The sequence below is a fragment of the Xanthomonas sp. SI genome (assembly GCF_014236855.1).
GTDB lineage: Bacteria > Pseudomonadota > Gammaproteobacteria > Xanthomonadales > Xanthomonadaceae > Xanthomonas_A.
The window spans coordinates 4,807,232-4,829,095 of sequence record NZ_CP051261.1; the positions used below are offsets into that span (position 1 = coordinate 4,807,232).

General features: G+C 68.3%; 20 protein-coding genes. 7 read left to right on the forward strand and 13 right to left on the reverse strand.

Annotated elements, in window-relative coordinates:
• Positions 1-64: 64 nt before the first annotated feature.
• Together HEP75_RS20490 and HEP75_RS20495 are read right to left on the reverse strand one after the other, a co-directional pair.
• Positions 65-916 carry an ABC transporter permease gene (locus tag HEP75_RS20490; protein ID WP_185824746.1) on the reverse strand — a complete coding sequence of 284 codons (852 nt, stop codon included), beginning with the start codon at positions 914-916 and terminating at the stop codon, positions 65-67.
• The gene (locus HEP75_RS20495) at positions 913-1,821 is read right to left on the reverse strand and encodes an ABC transporter ATP-binding protein (RefSeq protein ID WP_185824747.1); all 909 of its coding nucleotides are present in this window, start codon (positions 1,819-1,821) and stop codon (positions 913-915) included. The genes HEP75_RS20490 and HEP75_RS20495 overlap by 4 nt, the downstream gene beginning before the upstream one ends.
• A gap of 244 nt (positions 1,822-2,065) precedes the next feature.
• Between HEP75_RS20495 and HEP75_RS20500 the strand changes: the two genes are divergently transcribed.
• The 5 genes from HEP75_RS20500 to HEP75_RS20520 all read left to right on the forward strand — a co-directional run bounded on the left by HEP75_RS20500 (position 2,066) and on the right by HEP75_RS20520 (position 9,177).
• Complete coding sequence (locus HEP75_RS20500; RefSeq protein ID WP_185824748.1) at positions 2,066-3,310, forward strand: efflux RND transporter periplasmic adaptor subunit; 1,245 nt, start codon at positions 2,066-2,068, stop codon at positions 3,308-3,310.
• A gap of 1,064 nt (positions 3,311-4,374) precedes the next feature.
• Entirely contained in the window at positions 4,375-5,067 is a 693-nt protein-coding gene (locus HEP75_RS20505) for an ABC transporter ATP-binding protein (RefSeq protein WP_179569547.1), read from the forward strand.
• Positions 5,068-5,128: 61 nt separating this feature from the next.
• Positions 5,129-6,286 carry an ABC transporter permease gene (locus HEP75_RS20510; protein WP_185814363.1) on the forward strand — a complete coding sequence of 386 codons (1,158 nt, stop codon included), beginning with the start codon at positions 5,129-5,131 and terminating at the stop codon, positions 6,284-6,286.
• A 46-nt stretch (positions 6,287-6,332) separates the two neighbouring features.
• A complete protein-coding gene (locus HEP75_RS20515) occupies positions 6,333-7,646 on the forward strand; it encodes an ABC transporter permease (protein WP_185824749.1) in 1,314 nt (437 codons plus the stop codon).
• 373 nt (positions 7,647-8,019) lie between these two features.
• Entirely contained in the window at positions 8,020-9,177 is a 1,158-nt protein-coding gene (locus tag HEP75_RS20520) for an alpha/beta fold hydrolase (protein ID WP_185824750.1), read from the forward strand.
• An 87-nt stretch (positions 9,178-9,264) separates the two neighbouring features.
• Here HEP75_RS20520 and rarD read toward each other — a convergent pair whose 3' ends face one another.
• From rarD to HEP75_RS20545, 5 genes are all read right to left on the reverse strand, one after another.
• Positions 9,265-10,185, reverse strand: coding sequence for an EamA family transporter RarD (gene rarD / locus HEP75_RS20525; RefSeq protein ID WP_185824751.1), 921 nt, complete (start codon positions 10,183-10,185; stop codon positions 9,265-9,267).
• On the reverse strand, positions 10,182-11,084 hold the full coding sequence (yedA, locus tag HEP75_RS20530) for a drug/metabolite exporter YedA (RefSeq protein ID WP_185824752.1): 903 nt from the start codon (positions 11,082-11,084) through the stop codon (positions 10,182-10,184). The genes rarD and yedA overlap by 4 nt, the downstream gene beginning before the upstream one ends.
• 650 nt (positions 11,085-11,734) lie before the next feature.
• Positions 11,735-12,955: a PQQ-dependent sugar dehydrogenase gene (locus HEP75_RS20535; protein ID WP_185824753.1), complete on the reverse strand. Its 1,221-nt coding sequence runs from the start codon at positions 12,953-12,955 to the stop codon at positions 11,735-11,737.
• Between the two features lie 90 nt (positions 12,956-13,045).
• On the reverse strand, positions 13,046-13,819 hold the full coding sequence (locus HEP75_RS20540) for an SDR family oxidoreductase (protein WP_185824754.1): 774 nt from the start codon (positions 13,817-13,819) through the stop codon (positions 13,046-13,048).
• Between the two features lie 41 nt (positions 13,820-13,860).
• Complete coding sequence (locus tag HEP75_RS20545) at positions 13,861-14,655, reverse strand: SDR family oxidoreductase (RefSeq protein ID WP_185824755.1); 795 nt, start codon at positions 14,653-14,655, stop codon at positions 13,861-13,863.
• A 66-nt stretch (positions 14,656-14,721) separates the two neighbouring features.
• Between HEP75_RS20545 and HEP75_RS20550 the strand changes: the two genes are divergently transcribed.
• Positions 14,722-15,648 (forward strand): LysR family transcriptional regulator, encoded by a 927-nt coding sequence (locus HEP75_RS20550; RefSeq protein ID WP_255423588.1) that lies wholly within the window; start codon positions 14,722-14,724, stop codon positions 15,646-15,648.
• Between the two features lie 91 nt (positions 15,649-15,739).
• Here the strand turns inward: HEP75_RS20550 and HEP75_RS20555 are convergent, their stop codons facing one another.
• The 3 genes from HEP75_RS20555 to HEP75_RS20565 all read right to left on the reverse strand — a co-directional run bounded on the left by HEP75_RS20555 (position 15,740) and on the right by HEP75_RS20565 (position 20,037).
• On the reverse strand, positions 15,740-17,395 hold the full coding sequence (locus HEP75_RS20555) for a M28 family metallopeptidase (protein ID WP_185826684.1): 1,656 nt from the start codon (positions 17,393-17,395) through the stop codon (positions 15,740-15,742).
• A 146-nt stretch (positions 17,396-17,541) separates the two neighbouring features.
• Complete coding sequence (locus HEP75_RS20560) at positions 17,542-18,465, reverse strand: MBL fold metallo-hydrolase (RefSeq protein ID WP_185824756.1); 924 nt, start codon at positions 18,463-18,465, stop codon at positions 17,542-17,544.
• A gap of 279 nt (positions 18,466-18,744) precedes the next feature.
• On the reverse strand, positions 18,745-20,037 hold the full coding sequence (locus tag HEP75_RS20565; RefSeq protein WP_185824757.1) for a tryptophan--tRNA ligase: 1,293 nt from the start codon (positions 20,035-20,037) through the stop codon (positions 18,745-18,747).
• A gap of 110 nt (positions 20,038-20,147) precedes the next feature.
• On the opposite strand from HEP75_RS20565, the gene HEP75_RS20570 reads away from it, so the two are divergent.
• Entirely contained in the window at positions 20,148-20,987 is an 840-nt protein-coding gene (locus HEP75_RS20570) for a hypothetical protein (RefSeq protein WP_185824758.1), read from the forward strand.
• Positions 20,988-21,061: 74 nt separating this feature from the next.
• Here HEP75_RS20570 and HEP75_RS20575 read toward each other — a convergent pair whose 3' ends face one another.
• The 3 genes from HEP75_RS20575 to HEP75_RS20585 form a co-directional block, all read right to left on the reverse strand.
• Positions 21,062-21,277: a CsbD family protein gene (locus HEP75_RS20575; protein WP_145703764.1), complete on the reverse strand. Its 216-nt coding sequence runs from the start codon at positions 21,275-21,277 to the stop codon at positions 21,062-21,064.
• Between the two features lie 200 nt (positions 21,278-21,477).
• On the reverse strand, positions 21,478-21,612 hold the full coding sequence (locus HEP75_RS20580; protein WP_003469322.1) for an entericidin A/B family lipoprotein: 135 nt from the start codon (positions 21,610-21,612) through the stop codon (positions 21,478-21,480).
• A gap of 98 nt (positions 21,613-21,710) precedes the next feature.
• Positions 21,711-21,863, reverse strand: a complete 153-nt coding sequence (locus tag HEP75_RS20585) for an entericidin A/B family lipoprotein (RefSeq protein WP_185814371.1) — start codon at positions 21,861-21,863, stop codon at positions 21,711-21,713.
• Between the last annotated feature and the right edge of the window lies 1 nt (position 21,864).

Below are 21,864 nucleotides of genomic sequence, written 5' to 3' on the forward strand. Positions count from 1 at the left end.
GCCGACGGCGTGGCTGGAATGGGCGATGCCGGCGTCGCCGTGCCGGCGCGACAGAGGCCGGCCATCAGCCGCGGCGCAGGCGCCGATGCGCCAGCGCAAAGAACGCCACGGTCACCGCCAGCAGTGCGGCGATGTGGCCGGCGACGCTACTGCCGTTGTCCTGGCCGACCACGCGCAACGCGAGTTGGCCCAGGTGGTAGGACGGCCACAGCGGCGCCAGCGTGGTCAGCAGCGATGGCAGCATCTGCAGCGGGATCCACAGGCCGGACAGGAACGCCATCGGCAGGTAGATCAGGTTGACCACCGCCGGCGCGCCGCTGCCGCCGACGCGGGCGCCGATGTACAGGCCGATCGCACAGAACGGCAGCGTGCCCAGTACATCGACCAGCAGCAGCAAGCCGCGCTGCGGCAACGCCAGGTGTACCCCGCCCAGCACGCTGCCGAGCAGTTGCAACAACACCCCGATCGCCAGCGCGAACAACATCGCCAGCACCGTGCGCGCCAGCAGCATCGCCGCTGGCGGCACCGGCATCGCACGCTTGAGCGTGAGCAGGCCGCGTTCGCGGTCCAGCGCCAGGCCCACACCGAAGCCGAACAGCGCCGGCGCCATCACCCCGAACACGCCGTAGCTGGCCATCAGGTACACCGCGGCGGCAGGGTTGCCGCGGTTGAGCACGATGCCGAACAGCAGGTAGAACATCGGCGGGAACAGCAGGGTCGGCAACGCGAAGGATGGGGTGCGCAGCCAGCGCATGAGTTCGTAGCGGATTTCGCGCAAGAGCAGCGCGGCATGGTCGCGCAGGAGCAGCGCGGCATGGTCGCGTAGTGGCAATTCGGAGGAGTCGTACAACGGCAGGGGGACGTCGCGGGCGAGTTCGGCGGCGGAATCGGTGCGACGCGGGTCCAGAGTATTCATGCGGCCTCCGCACGGGTGATGGCGAGGAACGCGTCGGCTAGGCCGGCGCGCCTGACTTCCAGCTCGTCCAGCCCCGGATCGGCGGCGAGCAATTGCGCCACCACCGGCTCGGCCGGTTCGGCGACGATCTCCAGCACGCCGTCGCGGCCGTCCACGCGCCGCACCTGCGGCCAGCTCGCCACCTGCGCCGCGTCCAGCACGCTGCGGCAGCGGATCGTGCGCTGCTCGAAGCGCGCGCGCAGCTCTTCCACGCTGCCCTCGGCGATCAACGTGCCGCGTTGCAGCACCGCGACCCGGTCGGCCAGCGCCTCGGCCTCTTCCAGGTAATGCGTGGTCAGCAGCACCGCGCAGCCGTCCGCGACCAGCTCCTGGATCGCCCGCCACATGCCCTGCCGCGCCTCGATGTCCAGACCGGTGCTGGGTTCGTCCAGGAACAGCACCTGCGGCCGCCCGCAGATCGCCATCGCGAACTGCACGCGCCGCTGCTGGCCGCCGGACAAGCCGCCGTAGCGGCGTGCCATCAACCCGTCCAACCCGGCCAATGCCACGCAATCGGCGACGCTGCGCGGGCGCCGGTAATAGCCGCGCGTCTGGTCCAGCAGTTCGCCCACCCGCAGCGTGTCCGGCAACCCGGCGGACTGCAGCATCACCCCGGCCTGGCGCCGCGCGCCGAGCGCGCGCGGATCCTGCCCGCACAGCTGCGCACTGCCGGCGTCGGCCACCTGCAGCCCGAGCAACAGCGCCACCGCCGTGCTCTTGCCCGCGCCGTTGGCGCCGAGCAGCGCCAGCAACTGGCCGCGCTGAAGTTGCAGATCCACGCCATCCAGCGCGACCACCGCGCCGTAGCGTTTGTGCACGCCGCGCAGCTGCGCCAGCGGGAGAGTGTCGGGTGCGTGCATCGGCATGGACCGGTCGTGGCAGGAGTGGCCATGCTGCGCTGCGCCGTCGGCGCATCCCAGTGCGGCCCGTCAGCCACGGCAGGTGACAGCTGTCACTGGCGATGGCCGCGCGATTGCCGCATGCTGCGCTCCACGCCATGGGGAATGGCGCCGCACCTACCGCAGCGCAACGCAGAAAGTGACTTCCGGCAACTTGGAAGCGCGCGCCTCGCCGATCCACACTGCGCCTACCGATTCATCCAGGGACACGATGAGTACCTCCGCCGAACTGCTCAAAGAACTCCGTATCGACCGCAAGGCACCGCCGAGCGAACCGCCGTCGCGGCGCGGGCTGTGGATCGCCGTGGTCCTGGTGCTGCTGCTCGCGCTCGGCGTCGGCGGCTGGCTGCTGTTCGGGCGCGGCAAGGCCATCGAAGTGACCACCGCGCCGGTGGTGGCGATCGCCGCCGGCAGCAGCAGCGCCTCGGTGCTGGACGCCAGCGGCTACGTGGTGGCGCGGCGCATGGCCACGGTGTCGGCGAAGATCACCGGCAAGGTGCGCGAAGTGCTGATCGAGGAAGGCATGCGCGTGGAGCAGGGCCAGGTGATGGCGACGCTGGACCCGATCGACGCCGGCGCGCAGCGGCAACTGTCGGCCTCGCAGCTGGACGCGGCACGCAGCCAGGTGACCAACATGCAGGCGCAGCTGCGCCAGGCCGAGGCCGATGCGCAGCGGCTGCAGACGCTGTCCACGCAGCAGCTGGTGTCGCGCTCGCAATACGAGCAGGCGCTGTCGCAGCGCGACGCCCTGCGCGCGCAGCTGCAGAGCGCGCAGCGCAACGTGGTGGTGGCCGGCAACCAGCTGTCGATCTCCGACCTCAACGTGGACAACACCATCGTGCGCGCGCCCTTCGCTGGCGTGGTCACCGCCAAGGCGGCGCAGCCGGGCGAGATCGTGTCGCCGCTGTCGGCCGGCGGCGGCTTTACCCGCACCGGCATCGGCACGGTGGTGGACATGGATTCGCTGGAGATCGAGGTGGAAGTGGGCGAGGCCTTCATCGGCCGGGTCAAGCCGGGCATGCCGGTGGAAGCTGTGCTCAACGCCTACCCGGAGTGGAAGATCCCGGCCGAAGTGATCGCGATCATTCCCTCGGCCGACCGCGGCAAGGCCACGGTGAAGGTGCGCGTGGCGCTGAAGCAGAAGGACCCGCGGATCGTGCCGGAAATGGGCGTGCGCGTGAGCTTCCTGGAAGCGCCGCAGGCGCAGGCGCAAGACAAGCCGCAGGGCGTGCGCGCGCCGGGCGCGGCGATCGTCAAGCGCGGCGGGCAGGAGGTGGCGTTCGCGCTGAAGGAGGACAACACGGTCGAGCAGCGCGCGCTGAAGACCGGCATCGCGCTGGGCGACGACCGCCAGGTGCTGTCGGGCCTGACGGCGGGCGACACGGTGGTGCTGGATCCGCCGGAGACGTTGCGCGACGGTGTCAATGTAAAGATGGCGGAGGCGACCGAGCAATAACGGCGACCGCATGTGAGGTACCGCGCGTTGGCGCGAACCACTGCATGTCGCCCGTGTCGTCACCGCCTTGCTCCATCGCCCTAAAGACGGCGGCGCTCGCTTTGTTTCCGTCCCGTTCTTGCCATACCGCGTATCGCCCCAGCTAGTCGTTTCATCGCATCGTTTGGTTTCTGCTCGTGCTGGATCAAGCCTGCAATTGGCTGCACAAGCTCCAACTGCCATACCGCTCTTGATATTGCTGTAGCTGTTGCTCTGCTCTGCTGTTGCTACTGCTCTGCTGTTGCTACTGCTCCGCTGTTGCTACTGCTCCGCTGTTGCTGTCGCTCCGCTGTGGCTTTTGACTTTCCGGGTTCCCTTCCGCAGCGGCGGATGGACCGGGGAAAAACCCGAAGGGCGGCGCACATGGATGTGCGCCGTTCGCGGCAGGGGCAGGATGCCCCTTCCGCGAATCCCCGGTGCATCCGCGGACCCGGAGCGCGCAGCGCGGAGGGCGCTCGGCAGGGCGCGCTTTCTTTTGGTTACTTTTCTTTGCGCGAGCAAAGAAAAGTGACCCGCCAAGGGCGGAAGCCTTTGCTGTTGCTTTTTTGCTTGGGCGTTTGCTTTTGTAGGAGCGGCTTCAGCCGCGACACCTTCCTGACAGAATCAGTCGCGGCTGAAGCCGCTCCTACAGGGGCTCTAACACTGCAGGAGCAAGAGCAAAAGCTTTCGCCTGCGGCGAGTTACTTTTCTTTGCTTGTGCAAAGAAAAGTAACCAAAAGAAAGCACACCCTACTCCGCGCCCTCCGCGCTGCGCGCTCCGGGTCCGCGAATAGGACGGGATTCGCGGAAGGGGCATCCTGCCCCTGCCGCGAACGGCGCACATCCCTGTGCGCCGCCCCTTCGGGGTTTTTCCCGCCCTATTCGCCGCTGCGTAAGGGACCCGGCAGAGCGAAAAGCTGAAGAGCAAAGCAAGGCAAGACAAGGCAACTGCAACTGCAACTGCAACTGCAAGCGACACAAGCATCAGCGAACTGCCTCACCGCAATCGGCACATCCACTACCCGTCCACTGCCAGGAACACCACCATGTCCACCCTCGTCAAACTGCGCAACGTCACCAAGACCTACCAGCGCGGACCCGAGAAAGTACAAGTCCTGCACGGCATCGACCTGGACATCGCACGCGGCGACTTCGTCGCGTTGATGGGTCCCTCCGGCTCCGGCAAGACCACCCTGCTGAACCTGATCGGCGGCCTGGATACCCCCAGCGGCGGCGAGATCGAGATCGAAGGCGAACGCATCGACCGCATGAGCGGCGGCCAACTGTCCACCTGGCGCAGCCAGCACGTCGGCTTCGTGTTCCAGTTCTACAACCTCATGCCCATGCTCACCGCGCAGAAGAACGTGGAACTGCCGCTGCTGCTGACCAACCTCAACGCCGCCCAGCGCAAGCGCAACGCCGAGATCGCCCTGACCCTGGTCAACCTCGCCGACCGCCGTAGCCACCGCCCCAACGAATTGTCCGGCGGCCAGCAGCAGCGCGTGGCGATCGCCCGCGCCATCGTCTCCGACCCAACCTTCCTGATCTGCGACGAACCCACCGGCGACCTGGACCGCACCGCCGCCGAGGAAATCCTGCACCTGCTGCAGCAACTCAACCGCGAACACGGCAAGACCATCATCATGGTCACCCACGACCCCAAGGCCGCCGAGTACGCCAGCCACACCGTGCACCTGGACAAGGGCGAGCTGGCCGACGCGCCGCTCGTGGCGCATTGAACCGGCCGCTGCCGCCGCGCGCATTCCGCGCCCCGGCATCCCGTCCCCTGGAGGATCGAACATGAAATATTTTTCGTTGGTCTGGGCCCAGCTGTTCCGCAGCAAGACCCGCACCCTGCTGACCCTACTGTCGGTGGTCGCCGCGTTCCTGCTGTTCGGCATGCTCGACTCGGTGCGCGTGGCGTTCAATTCCGGCGGCAGCGTCGAAGGCGCCAACCGGCTGATCGTGTCCTCGCGCCTGTCGATCACCCAGTCGCTGCCGGTCAGCCTGCAATCGCAGATCGAATCGGTGCCCGGAGTGAAGAAGGTCACCTACGCGATGTGGTTCGGCGGCATCTACCGCGACCCGAAGAACTTCTTCCCCAACTTCTCGGTGGCGCCGAATTTCTTCGACGTGTACAGCGAGTACGACGTGCCGCCGGCGCAGCTCAAGGCGTTCCGCGAAACCCGCACCGCGGCGGCCGTAGGCGCGTCGTTGGCCAAGAAGAACGGCTGGAAGATCGGCGACACTATTCCGCTGCAGGCCACTATCTTCCCGCGCGGCGGCAGCAACGACTGGCCGCTGACCCTGACCACCATCTTCAAGGTCAAGGACGCCAAGAACGCGCAGGCCGAGAACCAGTTGATGATGAACTGGAAGTACTTCGACGAATCCAACGACTACATCAAGAACAAGGTCAGCTGGTACACCGTGCAACTCGGCAGCGCCGACCAGGCCTCGCGGGTGGCGCAGGCGATCGACGCGCTGTCGCTGAACTCCGACCACGAGACCAAGAGCCAGACCGAGGCCGCGTTCTCGCAGGCCTTCGCCAAGCAGTTCGCCGACGTCGGTCTGATCGTCACTGCGATCATGGCCGCGGTGTTCTTCACCCTGCTGCTGCTCACCGGCAACACCATGGCGCAGGCGGTGCGCGAGCGCATCCCGGAGCTGGCGGTGCTGAAGACGCTCGGCTTCCGCGACGGCACCGTGCTGACCTTGGTGATGGTGGAGTCGGTGCTGCTGATCGTGCTCGGCGGCTTGATCGGCATGGGCCTGGCGGCGCTGGTCATCCCCGGCGTGGCCGCGGCCAGCGGCGGCATGATGCCGATGCGCGGCGTGCCGGCGCAGACCTGGTTGGTGGCGTTGGGGCTGATGGTCGCCATCGGCATCGTGGTCGGGCTGCTGCCGGCGTTGCGCGCGCAGCGCCTGAAGATCGTGGACGCGCTGGCCGGGCGCTGAGCCCGCCGCCGCACCGTTCCCTGTCGCATTCTCGGAAGACGCACTGATGAAACTCAAACTCTGGTTGGGAAACCTGCTCTCGCTGCTGCTGCTCGGCATCGGGCTGGCGCTGTGGATCGCCTTGCCCTGGTACGGCGTGCTGGCGCTGGCGGTCGGCGTGGCGCTGTGGCTGCTGCTGACCCGCGGCGGCCGCCTGGCGCTGGCCGCCACCCGCATCGGCGTGGCCAGCCTGCCGCAGCGCTGGGGCGCCTCGTCGGTGATCGTGGTCGGCATCGCCGGCGTGGTCGGCGTGCTGGTGGCGATGCTGGCGATGGGCGAAGGCTTCCAGGCCACGCTCAACAGCACCGGCGACGACAGCACTGCGATCGTGCTGCGCGGCGGCTCCGGCGCCGAGACCAATTCGGTGATCACCCGCGACCAGGTGCCGCTGATCGCCAGCCTGGCCGGCGTGGCCAAGGGCGCCGACGGCAAGCCGCTGGTGTCCCCGGAGCTGTCGCAGGTGATCAACCTGCCGAGCAAGGCCGACGGCACCGACACCAACGTGCAGTTCCGCGGCGTTGGCGACGCCGGCTGGGCGGTGCACGACAAGCTCAGGATCGTCGAGGGCCGCCGCTTCGGCGCCGGCCTGCGCGAGATCGTGGTCGGCCAGGGCGCCAAGGCGCAGTTCCGCGGCCTGGACGTGGGCAAGACCCTGAGCCTGGGCCGCGAGCAGTGGACCGTGGTCGGCGTGTTCGCCTCCGGCGATGCGCACGACTCGGAGCTGTGGGCCGACGCGCAGACCCTGGCGTCCACCTACAACCGCAGCGCCTACCAGTCGATCAACGTGCGTACCGACGGCAAGGACGGCTACGCCCAGTTCAAGGCGGCGATGGCCGCCGACCCGCGACTCAAGCTCGACGTGGAGACCACCCGTGCCTACTACGCCAAGCAGGGCGGCAACCTCAGCAAGCTGATCAGCATACTCGGCACCGTGATCGGCGCGATCATGGCGGTCGGCGCGGTGTTCGGCGCGCTCAACACCATGTACGCGGCGGTGGCCACCCGCGCGCGCGAGATCGCCACGATGCGCGCGATCGGCTTTCGCGGCACGCCGGTGGTGACCGCGGTGATGCTGGAGACGATGCTGCTGGCGCTGCTCGGCGGGCTGCTCGGCGGGCTGATCGCCTGGGCCGTGTTCAACGGCTACAGCGTGTCCACCCTGGGCAGCAACTTCAGCCAGGTGGTGTTCCAGTTCAAGGTCTCGCCGGCGCTGCTGTGGAGCGGGCTGAAGTGGGCGCTGGGCATCGGCCTGGTCGGCGGGCTGTTCCCGGCGCTGCGCGCGGCGCGGCTGCCGATCACCACCGCCCTGCGCGCGCTGTAGCGACTGGCCTGCGTGCCCGGGCAGGCGCCATGCCTGCCCGGCTCGGCGACCGCGCGGCCGGGCAAGGTCGTTGGCTTGCGCAAGCACCACCCCTGCGGGCCCAAGTCCGGCGTGCCGCAAGCCGGTAGCGTCGCGCCGACCTGAACGCCAGGCTGCGCCACGCAGCATCCACCGAGCGCCGAACAGACCCGGCGTGGCCCACACGAGCGCCGCGCATGCGCCGCAGCGCAAGGCGCCGCCGGGAAAACCGGGCCGGCGACCGCACCTCGGCGCCCCGTACCCGCACCGCGTCATCGTTTCGTCATCCAATTGCGGTAGAGCCGCGTCGGCGAAGGCGCTAGCCTGCGCGGCCGTTCACCCACCGCCTATCGCCATGCCGTCGCGCCTCCGCCTGCTGCTCGTCCTCTGCACCAGCCTGTGCCTGGCCGCCGGCTGTCTGGCTGCGCGCACCTCCACCTCGCTCAGCGACCGCCTGGTCGCGCCGGGCGGCGTGTCGCCGCTGATGGACGAGGAACGCATCCAGGGCCTGCTGGCGACGCTGCCCAACCGTAGCGGGCACGTGCTCACCCCGGCCGGCATCCCGATCTTCTGGCGTGCGATCGATCCGGGCGACTACCGCATGCGCTACCGCTACGAGCATGCAGGCCGCGACGCCAACGGCCACGAGCGCGCCGATTTCGCGATGGACGTGGCCGCGCCGCAGCCCGGCACCCACGCCGCCCCGCGCGGCACCGTGGTGCTGCTGCACGGCTGGATGATGGACGGCGATTCGTTGCTGCCGTGGTCGCTGGACCTGGCCCAGGCCGGCTACCGCAGCATCAGCATCGACCTGCGCAACCACGGCCGCTCCGGCGGCGGCCCGGCCGGCTACGGCACGCGCGAGTCCGACGACGTGGTCGCGGTGATCCGCGCACTGCGCGCCCGCGGCGAGATCCAGGGCCCGCTGTACCTGTTCGGCGTGTCCTACGGCGCCGCCACCGCGCTGTTCACCGCGCAGAAGCTGGGCGGCGACGTCGACGGCGTGGTCGCGATGGAATCCTTCGCCAACGCCGGCCGCGGCATCCGCGACATGATCCCGCACATGCTCGCCAGCCGCCCGCAGGGCCTGATGGCCAGCGCGGCGATGGACCTGGCGCGCTGGCGCTACGGCGGGCAGAACCTGGACGCGGTCATCGCCAACGCCAACCAGCGCCTGGCGCTGAACCTGGATCAGGTCGACGTGACCGCCGCCGCGCGCACCGCGCCGGCCTGCCTGCTCTTGCTGCATGGCAGCGCCGACCAGCACATCCCGGTCGCGCACGGCCGCCTGCTGGCGCTGGACGCGCCGCGCGCGCACTACCTGGAAATGCCCGGCGAGAACCACATCAGCCTGCCGATGCGGCTGGACCTGCTGGCGCCGACCGTGGAGGACTGGTTCGCCGAACTGCCGGCGCAGCGCCACGACGGCCACTGCCCGCCGCCGCTGGCGCCGCGCGTGGACGCCGGGCAGCAGCTGACGGGCAGCCCGGCTGCGAGCGTCGGCCGCAGTTGAGCCGGGATTGGGGATTCGGGAGTGGGGATTCGTAACAGCGGACTGCGCAGGCGACCGGTGCGACTTCTGGGAGCAGGCTCTTGCGAATCACGAATCCCGAATCCCGGCCCCTCGCCGCCCCCAACCCGAGCGCCACAGGCTCTCGCCCGCGAACAGCAGCAGCCCGACCCAGATCGCGGCGAAGCCGATCGCCTTGCCGCTGTCGAACGGTTCGCGGAAGAACCACACCCCCAGCAGCAACTGCAGGCTCGGCGCGATGTACTGCAGCAAGCCGACCAGCGACAGCGGGATGCGCCGCACGCCGTAGGCGAACCCGATCAGCGGCACCGCGGTGACCACGCCGCCGAACACCAGCAGCAGATCGTTGCGCCAGCCCCAACCGGCGGCGAAGCCGCCGCCGTGCCCGCTCTCGCTCCACAGCACGAAGCCCAACGCCGGCAGGAACAGGTACAGGCTCTCCACGCCCAGCCCGGCCACCGCATCCACCTGCACCAGCTTGCGCAGCAGGCCGTACAGCCCGAACGAGGCGGCCAGACTCAGCGCGATCCACGGCAGCGCACCGGCATCGACGGTGAGCCACGCCACGCCGAGCGCGGCGCAGGCCACCGCCAGCCACTGCAACGCGCGCAACCGCTCCTTCAGCACCAGCACGCCGAGCAGCACGTTGACCAACGGATTGATGAAGTAGCCCAGGCTGGCCTCGATCACATGGCCGGCGTTGATCGCCCAGATGTACAGGCCCCAGTTGAACGCGATCGCCAGGCTGCTCAGCGCCAGGATCGACCGCGCGCGCGGCTGCGCGGCGATGCTGCGCCACCACTGCAGGCGCGCGCTGTACAGCAGCCAGCCCACCACCAGCACCGCGCTCCAGACGATGCGGTGGGCGATGATGTAGGCCGACGGCACCCCCTTGAGCAGATGCCAGTACACCGGCACCACACCCCACAGCGCGAAGGTCAGCGCGGTGATCAGCAGGCCGCGGCGCGTCTCCTGCTCGGTGACGCTCATCGCCGCGTCCGCGCCACGGTGATGACCACCACGCCGGCCAGGATCACCGCCATCGCACCCAGGTCGCTGGCGCTGAAGCGTTCGCCGCCGAGCCAGCTGCCCAGCGCCACCGCGATCACCGGATTGACGTAGGCATAGCTGCCGGCCAACACCGGCCGCACGTTTTGCAGCAACCACACGTAGGCGGTGAATGCCACGATCGAACCGAACACGCACAGGTAGGCGACTGCCATCAGCCCGTGTGGAGTCGGCCAGCCGTGCGAACGTTCGCCGCTCAGCAAACCCGTGGCGATCAGCAGCACGCCGCCGCACAGCATCTGCCCGGCCGCGGCCATGAACGGGGTCGGCAGATCGCGTCCGCGCGACCACACCGAACCGAACGCCCAGCCGATCGGCGCGATCAACAGCAGCACCAGGCCCTTGGGGCTGGCGCTGAGGCTGCTGCCGGCGTTGAGCCACAGCACGCCGGCAAACCCGACCACGATGCCCAACCATTCGCCGCGGCTGGCGTGCTGCCCGCGCAGCGCGCCGAACAGCGCCATCCACAACGGCACCGAGGCCAGCGCGACCGCGGCCAGGCCCGAGGACACCTCACGCTCGGCCAGCACCACCATGCCGTTGCCGCACAACAGCAGCAACGCGCCGAGCACGGTCAGCGACCCCCACTGCGCGCGCGTCGGCGCGGCCACGCCGCGCCAGCGCAGCACCGCATACAGCAGCGAGCCCGCGACCACGAAGCGCAATCCCGACACCATGCTCAGCGGCGGCGTGCCGCCCTCCAGCGCGAAGCGGATCGCCAGATAGGTCGAGCCCCAGACCACGTAGACCAGCAGCAGCGCAAGGACGACGAAACCGCCGCGCGCAGGAACGGCGGCGACGGGAGAAGGCGGAGACGACATGCGCAGAAGGACCGGGCGGTGTGGAGATGGATTCTAGGCCAGCGGCGGCGGCCAGCGACAGCAGCGCGGCGCGACGCGCGTGGCACGCTGTTTTGCACGTGGCGCACGCGCCCTGTTCGCGACGCATCGACGATGCACGATCGTGATAGCGCACTCGCTCTTCTGCGCAGACACAGCTCTGGCGAAGTCGGCCCATCGATGCGCTGTGCCGGCGGACTCGCCTGTGTCGGGACTGAAGTCCCTCCCACAGTGCACCCAGCACGCTCGCCGCAAACCCCTGTAGGAGCGGCTTCAGCCGCGACAAGCGAAGTCGGGAGCTGCACCGGCTTCGGACACTGTCTGTCGGGGCTGAAGCCCCTCCTACAGTGCACCCAGCCGACGCGCCGCAAGCCCCTTGTAGGAGCGGCTTCAGCCGCGACGAACGAAGCGGGGAACTGCACCGGCTGCGGACACTGTCTGTCGCCTCCTACAGTGCACCCAGCCAGCTCGCCGCAAGGCCCTTGTAGGAGCGGCTTCAGCCGCGACGAACGGAACCGGAAACTGCACCGGCTGCGGACACTGTCTGAACCGGTCGATAACCTTCCGCATGGCGGCGGTTCCTCGCGACTGAGCGGGCGCACCCGCCATCGCGAGGGACACCGCCTGTGCGCTTATTTCGGTGTGAGCCGGAACAGGCCACCGGGCTTGGCATCTTCCAGCAACCACAGCGAGCCATCCGGCGCTTCCTCGACATCGCGGATGCGCTTGCCGATGCTCCAACGATTGACCGCGGTGGCACCGCCCTTGCTATCGACGGTGACGCGGATGATGCCCTGACTGACCAGGCCGCTGATCAACGCGCTGCCCTTCCACTGCGGGAACAGGGTGCCCTTGTAGAACATCAGGTTGCCGGGCGCGATCACCGGCACCCAATAGATCGCCGGCCTGGCAAGATCGGGCCGCGTCTCGGGTTTGGGAATCGGCACGCCGTTGTAATTGACGCCATACGAAACCAACGGCCAGCCGTAGTTCTTGCCGCGCTGGATCAGGTTCAGTTCGTCGCCGCCATTGGGACCGTGCTCGAGCTCCCACAGCCGACCGTCGGGAGCGAAGGCGAGGCCGTAAGGTGTGCGGTGGCCGATGGACCAGGTTTCGGCCGGCGTGAGGTTGGATATGGGGAACGTATACGTGCTGACCACCGGTGCCGTCTTGGCCGCCTCGGTATCGCTCGCCGGATCGATCAGCGGGATGGTGCGCGCGCCGCCCCTGCCTGCCCACGGGTTGCCCGGCGCGGGCTTGCCGTCCAGCGTCAACCGCAGGATCTTGCCTACCGGCTGATTGAGATCCTGTGCCGGCGTGAAGCGCTGGCGGTCGCCCACCGTGAGGAACAGGTACCTGCCGTCCGGCGAAAAGGCGATCTGCGCGCCAGCCTGGCCGCCCTTGCCCGTCGGCATCTGGCGCCACAGCACCTTGAAGTTGTCCAGCCGGGCCTCGCTGCCCTCCATCACGAGTCTGCCTCGGCCCATAGCCAGGCCGCCGCCGTAGTCGCCGGGTGCGACATACGTCAGGTACACACTCTTGTCGATGGCGTAGTGGGGCGACAGGAACACGCCCAGCATGCCGTTCTGGCCTTCCACGTAACTGGCTGGCACGCCCTTGACCTCGGTCTTGGCGCCTTGCGGGGTCACCAATTGCACGCGACCGACCTTCTCGGTGATCAGCATGCGGCCATCAGGCAGGAACGCGATGCGCCAGGGCAGATCGAAGGTGGCCACCTTGGTGACGTTGAAAGGGAGCTCAGGGTCGGGGTTCTGATTGCCTGCGTTGGTCTGCGCATGCGCGACACTCGTCAGTAGGACTCCGAGCAGGACAGCATTTGCCAGCGTCTTCATCTGCATGATTCCTCGCGTCAAGGTGGCGCGAGGAATCGTAGTGTTTTCGACGCCGCCCGGGTGTGACGGCGGCCCGTCCTGGGATGTCGGTCAGAATAGCCAGTCGACCAGCAACTCCCCGCCGGAGACCTCGAGGACGGTTCCGGTGACATAGGGGTTGGTCATCAGGAACACCGCCGCGTGCCCGACGTCGGCGATCGTGCCGACCCGACGCGCAGGAAACGCCGTCGCGACCTTCTTGCGCAGGGCCTCGACATCGTCGGCGGGCAGGGCGTCCCAAAATTCCGAGTCGATGAAACCGGGCCGTATCGTGTTCACCCGGACGGGCGCCAGGTCCAGTGCGAGGGAACGCGACAACGCGTCGACAGCGGCGAACGTCGAGGTGACGGCCGCCATGCCAAGCTTCGCCCTCGCTCCAATACCGCCGGTAAGGAATGTCATCGAGCCGTCGCGCGCCAGGTGCGCAGCGGCATGGCGGGCGCAAGCCCAGGTCCCCATGAACTTGCCCTCCATGTAGCTACGGACGCCGCGCATGTCCGGGTCCATGAACGAGCCCCAGGATCCGATCTCCGGTCCCGCGGTGACCACCAGGTGGTCGAACGGCCCGATGGATTCGAACGCGGCTTGTACCGCCGCCTCGTCACGCATGTCCAGGGCGATCTGCTCGAACGCGGCAAGCTCGGGTTGGTCTTCGATCGCCACCTCGCGGCGACTGGCCACCGTGACGCGGGCGCCGGCGGCGTGCGCTGCGCGGGCAACGCCCAAGCCGATCGCCCGCTTGCCGCCGACGACGACCACGCGCTTGCCGCTGAGCCCGAACGACAGGGGCGCCGGGCTTATCTTGTGGGCTGCAACATGATGCATGAGCGTGTTTCCTCGGTAGATGCGTGGGGTAAGCAGCTGCTTCAGGCGATCGTCCGCACGACGCCACCGTCGACGCGCAGCGCCGTACCCGTCGTGCCCGAGGCCTGCTCCGAACAGACATAAACGACCAGGTTGGCGACTTCTTCGGTGGTGGTGAACCGGTTGAGGAGCGAGGTCGGGCGCATGGTTTTCAGGAACTGCTGTTCCGCTTCCTCCCGCGTAATGCCTTGCGCCTGCGCAGTCGCCTGCATCCAGCCATCCATGACTTCCGAATTCGTCGGACCGGGGAGAACCGAATTCACCGTCACGCCCGTGCCACCGACGTCCTCGGCCAGGCCCCGCGCGATCGTGAGCTGGGCGGTCTTGGTCATGGCGTAGTCGATCATGTCCTTGGGCACGGCCAGCGCGGACTCGCTGCTGATGAAGACGACGCGACCCCAGCCGCGCTTCTTCATGTTCGCCAGATAGTGGCGCGATGCGCGAACGCCGCTCATGACGTTCAACTGGAAGAGATCGATCCAGTCGCTGTCGGGAACCTCATAGAACGATGTCATGCGTCCCGCTCCCACGTTGTTGACCAGGATGTCCGCATCGGGCGCTCGCGCGAACAACTCCGCCGCGCCTGCGAGCGTCGCGAGGTCGGCACAGACGCCGATGACGTCGGCGTTCGGCAAGGCCTCGCGCAGCTCCCGGAGCGCCGCGTCCACCCGTTGCTCGCTTCGCCCGTTGATGACCACCGCGGCGCCTGCGCGGGCCAAGCCTGCGGCGATGGCGCGACCGATACCGGCGGTAGAACCCGTGACGACCGCCTTGCGGCCAGTGAGATCGATCTGCATGACGCCGAACCCTCTCATCGTGGAGAGAGGCGATTGTGGGCAATGCCGTAGCCGGGGATAATCCCCTTGAACGCGATAACATTAATTCTTCGGGGGAATGATTTGGATCGTTTCCAGGAACTCAGTGCCTTCATCGCCGTCGTAGAGGCGGGTGGCTTCACCGCGGCGGCGCGCCGGACCGGGGATTCACAGTCGTCGGTCAGCAAGGCCGTCGGTGCCCTCGAAAAGCGCCTCGGGGTGGCGCTTTTCAACCGGAGCACGCGCAGCGTGACGCTGACCGATCAGGGCCGGCGGTACTACGATCGGGCAAAGCCACTTCTCGACGAAATGGACGACGCCGACAGCGAGCTGACCCAAAGCACGAAGGGCGTCTCGGGTCTGCTCAGGATCGCTGCGGCAGGTACGTTTGGCCGTCTGCACGTCTTGCCGGTGATCCCCGGCCTGCTGTCGCGCCACCCCGGCCTGAAGGTGGACCTCGTCCTTTCGGATTTCGTCCGGGACATGATTGAAGACGGGATCGATCTTGCGATCCGGGTGGGGACCGTCAACGATCCGGAAGCCATCGTCCGGCGCATTGCCAGCACGCCGCTCGTATGCGTCGGATCGCGCCGCTACTTCGAGCAACACGGCATACCGAAGACGCCGGCCGATCTCGTGGATCACAATTGCCTGGTGTATCGCGGGATGACGGAATCGACGCATTGGCCATTCGTCGGACCCGACGGTCGGTTCAGCGTGTCGGTTGGCGGAACGCTCACGTCCAATAGCGTCGAAGCGATCCGGGCTGGCGTCCTGGACGGCGTGGGCATAGGGCTGTTTACGCAGGCGTCTTTTATCGACGATCTCCGGGGTCCAGACGTCATCGGCATCCTCGGCGAATTTCTGGACGAGACCAGAGACATCAACATCATCTGGCCGAGACGTCGTTTCGTGCCCGCCCGGGTGCGACATGCCACCGATTTCTTCGCGCAGGCCATACCGCGACGGATTTGAGCGCGCTGAGAGGCTACTTCAGCGAAAGCGCTCAGGTTCGGGAGCGCGCAGGGTGCCCAGGCCAGCGACAGGCGGGCTGACACCACCACCCTCAGCGCCGCGCGGCCTCGCTCGCATCGCGCGCCGGCTTGAACTCCGAGCCATCGTCCCAGCGCGGCCACTCGCGGCTGTCGGCCAGGCGCTGGCCCAGGTCGTACAGCAGCAGCGTGTCGGCGGCATGCCCGGCCGGATCCCACGACGCGCTCCAGCGATCGCAGGGCTGGTGGTAGCAGTCGGCGAAATAGCGGTCGCGGATCGCCTTGCCTGCCGCCACGCCGCCCTCCAGCTTGTCCAGCCCCGGCCCCACGGTGATCGCCGGCACGCCGGCGCGGGCGAAGGCGAAGTGGTCGGCGCGGTAGAAGAAGCCCGCCTCCAGGTTCGGATCCGGCGAATAGGCGCGGCCGCGCGCCTGCGCCGCGGCGGCCAGGTCGCGCTCCAGCGACACCCGCCCGCGTCCCCACGAGGCGATGTCGCGGGTGGCGCCGTCGGGGCTGAACATCTCGCTGTTGATCACCGCCACGGTGGTCGCCAGCGGCGCCAGCGGATGCGCGGCGTAATAGGTCGCGCCGAGCAGGCCCTTCTCCTCGGCGGTGAGCGCGATGAAATACAGCGTGCGCTGCGGCCGCGGCCCGGCGGCGAACACCCGCGCCAGTTCCAGCACGCTGGCCACGCCGGTGGCGTTGTCGATCGCGCCGCGGCGGATGCGATCGCCGCTGGCGTCGGCCGCACCGATGCCGAACGCGTCCCAATGCGCCGAGTAGATGATGGTCTCCTCCGGGTGCGTGGCGCCTTCCAGCTTGGCCACCACGTTGTGGGTGACCACCCGCTCGCGCTTGAGCGCGAAGCGCACCGACAGCGCCGCATCGCCCAGCGCCTGCGGGCGGAAGTCGGCGCGCTGCGCACGTTGCTTCTCCGCCTCGAAATCCAGCCCGGCGCGCTGGAACAGCGACACCGCCAGCGCGCGCTGCATCCAGCCGCGCACCGGCACGTGCTGCGCCCGCGCCTGCGCGTCGCTGCGCTCGATGTCGAACAGCGGCGATAGCCCGGAACTCTTCACCGTGGCCCAACCGTATGCGGCCGGCGCGGTCTCGTGCACGATCAGCACGCCGGCCGCGCCCTGCCGCGCGGCTTCCTCGTACTTGTAGGTCCAGCGCCCGTAGTAGGTGACCGTACGGCCGTCGAAGGCGCCCGGCTGCGGCGTCTCGAAGTCGGCGTCGTTGATCAGCATCACCGCGATCTTGCCCTTCAGGTCCACGCCCTTGTAGTCGTCCCAGCCGCGCTCGGGCGCATGGATGCCGTAGCCGACGAACACCAGCGGCGCGTCCTTCAACGTCACCTTGCTGCCGGGGCGCAGGCTCTGCAGCACCACGTCCTCGCCGTTGACCAGCGCCTGCGCCGCGCCGGCCACGCGCAACGTCGCCGTCACCGGCCCGTCCACCTGCGCACGCACCAGCGGCACCGCCTGGGTCCAGCCGCCGTCGTCGCCCGCCGGTTGCACGCCGGCCAGACGGAACTGTTCGCTGAGATAGGCGATGGTCTTGTCCTCGCCCGGCGTGGCCGGCGCGCGGCCTTCGAATTCATCGGATGCCAGCGTGCGCACATGCCGCTCCAGCGCTTCGGCATCGATGCCGCCACCGGGCAGCACCTCGTTGGCCGCCTGCGCGGCGCCTCCCATGAACAGGCAGGCGGACAGCAGCAACATGCGCATCGGATTCACGGCAACGACCTGAAAAACCTGGCTGCACAGTGTAAGCGTGGCGCCGTCACGAAACAGCAATGAGACGGATAGAGACACGAGGAGCGCAGACACACGCTCTTCCCAATCCCGAATCCCAAATCCCGAATCCCGGCCTCTCAGCGATCCAGCCAGCAGGCCAGACCCTGCGCATTGAGCTCGATATCCATCTGCAGCACCCGCTCCACGCCGGCATCGTCGAGCGGGCAGCCATGCAGACGCGCGCGCTCCAGGTACAGCGCGCTCAGCGCGGCGACCAGGCAGCGATGGCGATCGGAACGCCCGTCGCAGCCGCGCGCGATCGCCACCATCGCGTCCAGTTGCTCGAACAGATCCGCCGCCAGCGTGTCCGCCGCGCCGACAGGGCCGTAGTGGGTCAGATACAGCGTCTCCGGCGCATGGCCGAGCATGCGCTGGATCGAGGTGCGCATCGCCTCCGGATCGAACTGCACCGGCGAGGAGGTCGGGATCACGAACGCGCCCTGCGCGCTGTCCAGTTCGCGGTACGACAGGCCGAAAGTGTCGCCGCTGAACCAGCTGCGGCTGCGCGCGTCCCATACGCACAGGTGATGGCGCGCGTGGCCGGGCGTATCGATGCACAGCAGTTCGCGCTCGCCCAACCGCAGCCGATGGCCGTCCTCGGCGACGACGACGCGCTCGGCCGGCACCGGCACGATCGTGCCGTAGCTGCGCGCGATCTCGGCCTCGCCGTACACCGCGGTGGCGCCGGCGATCAGCCGCGCCGGATCGATCATGTGCGGCGCGCCGCGCGGATGCACCAGCAGGCGCGCGTTCGGCAGCTGCTGCAGCAGCGCGCCGGCGCCGCCGGCGTGGTCCAGGTGCACGTGGGTCAGGATCAGCCAGTCCATGTCGCCCGGCGCCAGGCCGGCGCCATCGAGCGCGGCAAGCATGGCCGGCAGCGAGTGGCTGGTGCCGCAATCGACGAACGCGCCGCGCCCGTTCTCCACGATCAGGTAGGCCGCATCGAACTGCGCGCGCTGGAAGCCGGTGTCGATGAGATGGATGCTGGGGTCGCGTGGCATGGCGCAGGGCGGTGGCTGGGCGAAGCTCCATTCTAGGCCGTATGGAAGTTGTTGCCAGCCCTGCTTGGCTACGCCTCGGCCTCCAGGCAATCCATGCCCCCGGCCTTGTCATCGCGACATGCATTCCTGGGGAGCGCGGCGCGGGTAACTCGCGGTTACAGCCAGCTGCGATCCTGGGCTTTTTGTGGGAGGGACTTCAGTCCCGACGCATTACCGCCAAAGCCTCGTCGGGACTGAAGTCCCTCCCACAACATTGCTGGCCTGGACCGTTTTCTGTCCTCAGCCCGCGTCGCGCAACCGCTGCAGCGCCGCCAGCACGGCCTCGACCGGCACCGCCAAGGTGAGGTCCGGAATCTGCAGCGCATCGGCCTGCACGGCCTGCTTGAGCGCGCCGATCACGCGCCCTGCGTCGCGCGGCGATTCGAAGCCGCCGCTCTGCAGCAGCAGCGCGCCTTCGCCATCGAGCAGCTTGAAGTAGAAGCGGCCGTCGCCTTCGCGGTACTGCTTGAAGCTCGGCAACGCCTGCCTGGCCTCTGCCGCATCGGCGTGCCCGGCGTCGCGCAGCGACAGGTCGCGCAGGCCCACCGCATGCCGCAGTTCGGCCAGGAACGGCGTGGCGTAGCGCGCGCGCAGGCGCTGCGCGTTGTCGCGCAGGATCGCCTCGATGTCGCCCGGGCGTGCCATCAGCGCCTCGTAGCGCTCGCGCATCGGCGCGATCTCCGCATCGATGCGCGCGAACAACTGCTGCTTGGCCTCGCCCCAGCCGATGCCGTCGGCGAAGGCCTGCGCGAACGCGGCGGCTTCCTCGGCGCTGGCGAAGGCCTGATACAGCTGGAACAGCGCCGAGCCCTCGGTGTCCTTCGGCTCGCCCGGCGCGCGCGAATCGGTGACGATGGAGAACACGCGCTTCTTCAGTTCCTCGCGCGGGGCGAACAACGGAATCGTGTTGTCGTAGCTCTTGCTCATCTTGCGCCCGTCCAGCCCGGGCAAGGTCGCCACGTTCTCGTCGATCAGCGCTTCGGGCAGGGTGAAATAGTCGCGGCCGTAGACGTGGTTGAAACGCTGGCCGAAATCGCGCGCCATCTCGATGTGCTGGATCTGGTCGCGGCCCACCGGCACCTGCTGCGCGTTGAACAGCAGGATGTCGGCGGCCATCAGCACCGGGTACATGAACAGCCCGGCGCTGACCCCGGCGTCGTCGTCCTCGCCATCGGCGCGGTTCTTGTCCACCGCCGCCTTGTAGGCGTGGGCGCGGTTGAGGATGCCCTTGCCGGCGACGCAGGTCAGGAACCAGGTCAGCTCGTTGGTTTCCGGCACGTCCGACTGGCGGTAGAACCACACCTTCGACGGATCCAGCCCGGCCGCCAGCCACGAGGCGGCGATCTCCAGGGTCGAGCGCTGGGTACGCGCCGGGTCCTGCGCCTTGATCAGGCTGTGCAGGTCGGCCAGGAAATAGAAGCTCTCGATGCCGGGGCGCAGGCTGGCCTGCAACGCCGGGCGGATCGCGCCGACGTAGTTGCCCAGGTGCGGGGTGCCGGAGGTGGTGATGCCGGTAAGGACGCGGGTGGTCATGCGGAGAATCGACGGCCAATGGATAACCCGGCGAGTTTAACCGCTGCACGGCAACCCCGTTCCGACGCATGGCGCGTTCAACAGCAGGTCCCTTCCGTGGAGTCGCCGTGATGCGCAAGCCCGCCCGCCTGTTTTTTTCGCCCCGCCCGATCGGCCCGATCTCGATCGCCTTGCTGTGCATCGGCCTGTTGTGCGGTTTCCGCCCCTATCCTGCGCCGCCCGCGCCCGCGCCGCTGGTGGCGCTGGAGGTGATCGACCGCGATGCCGACGGCGCCAACCTGCCGCAATACAAGCAGCGCGGCGAGCGCTGGATCGCCGCCGAGCCGGGCCACCGCTATGCGCTGCGCCTGACCAACCGCAGCGACCGCCGCGTGCTGGTGGTGCTGTCGGTGGACGGGGTCAACGCGGTCAGCGGGCAGACCGCGTCCAGCGACCAGCGCGGCTACGTGCTGGACCCATGGCAGAGCAGCGAGATCGCCGGCTGGCGCAAGTCGCAGCGCGAGATCGCGCAGTTCGTGTTCACCGACCTCGCCGACAGCTACGCCGCGCGCACCGGCCGCCCCGACAACGTCGGCGTGATCGGCATGGCGGTGTTCGACGAGGCGCCGGAGATCGTGCCGCAGGCGAGCGTGGAGGAAGACCGCGAGCGCGCTGCAGCGCCGATCGCGGCAGCGCCCCCTGCCGCAGCCGCACGCGCAGAAAGCGATGCGGTGCAGGGCAAGATGCAGCGCCTGGGCACCGGCCATGGCGAACGCGAATGGTCGCCGTCCAGCGTCACCGAATTCGAACGCGCCAGCGACGTGCCGCGGCAGCGCCTGCAACTGCGCTACGACAGTCGTGCGCGGCTGGTCGCACGCGGGGTGATCCCGCGGCCGCGCTTCTATCCGCGCGTGGCCGACGTACCGCAGGCCTTTCCCGGCGACTTCGTGCCGGATCCGCCGTCGCGCTGAACCCTGCACCAGCGCGCAAAACGAAAAACGGGCCGCATCGCGGCCCGTTTCTACGTCAGAGCGCAGCGCGCGCCTCAGTCGCGGTATTCCTTGCCCAGGCCGTCCTGGAACGTGCGCACCTCTTTTTCGGCGCGGTCGCGATCCCAGCCGTAGCGTTCCTGCAGCTTGCCCGACAGGTACTGCGCGTTGCCGCTGGCCACGTCGAAATCGTCGTCGGTCAGGTCGCCCCACTGGGCCTTGATCTTGCCCTTGAGCTGGGTCCACTTGCCGGAAATGATGTCTTTGTTCATAGCCTCGCTCTCGTTGGATGTTCGCGGCGATTGAACCGCGTGCGCAGCATCGCGCCGCGACCGTTGCCGATCGATCAATGCACCGTCAACGGCGCATGAGAGCGCTGAAGCGTTTACCACCAACACCCATCGCGATGGCGAAAACGCGCAAAAAAAACGGGCCGGCAAGCCGACCCGTCTTTCGTCACCGAGCGCTAGGCTCAGTTCTTGGCGGCGTCTTCGACTTTCTCGCCGGCGCTCTTCACGTCCTTGCCGGCTCCGGCAACCGTGTTGCAGCCCGACAGCAGGCCCACCGAAAACATCGCCAGCAGCATCCACGCAAAAGTACGCTTCATAGGTCTTACTCCTTCTTGGTCATGGGAACGCGGCGTATGTGCCGCGCTGGGTTACGCATTGGCTAATCGGTCGACGCCAAGCCGCTACGGACGATCGATCAGCACTTGCCGTCGCTGCAATCGTCGGCCTTGGTTTCCACCTTATCGCCGGCCTTCTGCATATCCTTGCCAGCACCGGCCATGGTGTTGCAGCCAGTCAGCATGCCTGCACAGAACAGGGTCAGCATCATCAAGGTGAGCAGTCGCTTCATT

Excerpts from the sequence above, each read along its gene's own strand:
- HEP75_RS20560 (WP_185824756.1), bottom strand. The coding sequence starts at position 18,465 with ATGCCACGCGACCCCAGCATCCATCTCATCGACACCGGCTTCCAGCGC.
- HEP75_RS20585 (WP_185814371.1), bottom strand. The coding sequence starts at position 21,863 with ATGAAGCGACTGCTCACCTTGATGATGCTGACCCTGTTCTGTGCAGGC.
- HEP75_RS20540 (WP_185824754.1), bottom strand. The coding sequence starts at position 13,819 with ATGCATCATGTTGCAGCCCACAAGATAAGCCCGGCGCCCCTGTCGTTC.
- HEP75_RS20545 (WP_185824755.1), bottom strand. The coding sequence starts at position 14,655 with ATGCAGATCGATCTCACTGGCCGCAAGGCGGTCGTCACGGGTTCTACC.
- HEP75_RS20570 (WP_185824758.1), top strand. The coding sequence starts at position 20,148 with ATGCGCAAGCCCGCCCGCCTGTTTTTTTCGCCCCGCCCGATCGGCCCG.
- HEP75_RS20565 (WP_185824757.1), bottom strand. The coding sequence starts at position 20,037 with ATGACCACCCGCGTCCTTACCGGCATCACCACCTCCGGCACCCCGCAC.
- HEP75_RS20515 (WP_185824749.1), top strand. The coding sequence starts at position 6,333 with ATGAAACTCAAACTCTGGTTGGGAAACCTGCTCTCGCTGCTGCTGCTC.
- HEP75_RS20490 (WP_185824746.1), bottom strand. The coding sequence starts at position 916 with ATGAATACTCTGGACCCGCGTCGCACCGATTCCGCCGCCGAACTCGCC.
- HEP75_RS20555 (WP_185826684.1), bottom strand. The coding sequence starts at position 17,395 with ATGCGCATGTTGCTGCTGTCCGCCTGCCTGTTCATGGGAGGCGCCGCG.
- HEP75_RS20575 (WP_145703764.1), bottom strand. The coding sequence starts at position 21,277 with ATGAACAAAGACATCATTTCCGGCAAGTGGACCCAGCTCAAGGGCAAG.
- yedA (WP_185824752.1), bottom strand. The coding sequence starts at position 11,084 with ATGTCGTCTCCGCCTTCTCCCGTCGCCGCCGTTCCTGCGCGCGGCGGT.
- rarD (WP_185824751.1), bottom strand. The coding sequence starts at position 10,185 with ATGAGCGTCACCGAGCAGGAGACGCGCCGCGGCCTGCTGATCACCGCG.
- HEP75_RS20510 (WP_185814363.1), top strand. The coding sequence starts at position 5,129 with ATGAAATATTTTTCGTTGGTCTGGGCCCAGCTGTTCCGCAGCAAGACC.
- HEP75_RS20580 (WP_003469322.1), bottom strand. The coding sequence starts at position 21,612 with ATGAAGCGTACTTTTGCGTGGATGCTGCTGGCGATGTTTTCGGTGGGC.
- HEP75_RS20520 (WP_185824750.1), top strand. The coding sequence starts at position 8,020 with ATGCCGTCGCGCCTCCGCCTGCTGCTCGTCCTCTGCACCAGCCTGTGC.
- HEP75_RS20535 (WP_185824753.1), bottom strand. The coding sequence starts at position 12,955 with ATGAAGACGCTGGCAAATGCTGTCCTGCTCGGAGTCCTACTGACGAGT.
- HEP75_RS20495 (WP_185824747.1), bottom strand. The coding sequence starts at position 1,821 with ATGCCGATGCACGCACCCGACACTCTCCCGCTGGCGCAGCTGCGCGGC.
- HEP75_RS20500 (WP_185824748.1), top strand. The coding sequence starts at position 2,066 with ATGAGTACCTCCGCCGAACTGCTCAAAGAACTCCGTATCGACCGCAAG.
- HEP75_RS20505 (WP_179569547.1), top strand. The coding sequence starts at position 4,375 with ATGTCCACCCTCGTCAAACTGCGCAACGTCACCAAGACCTACCAGCGC.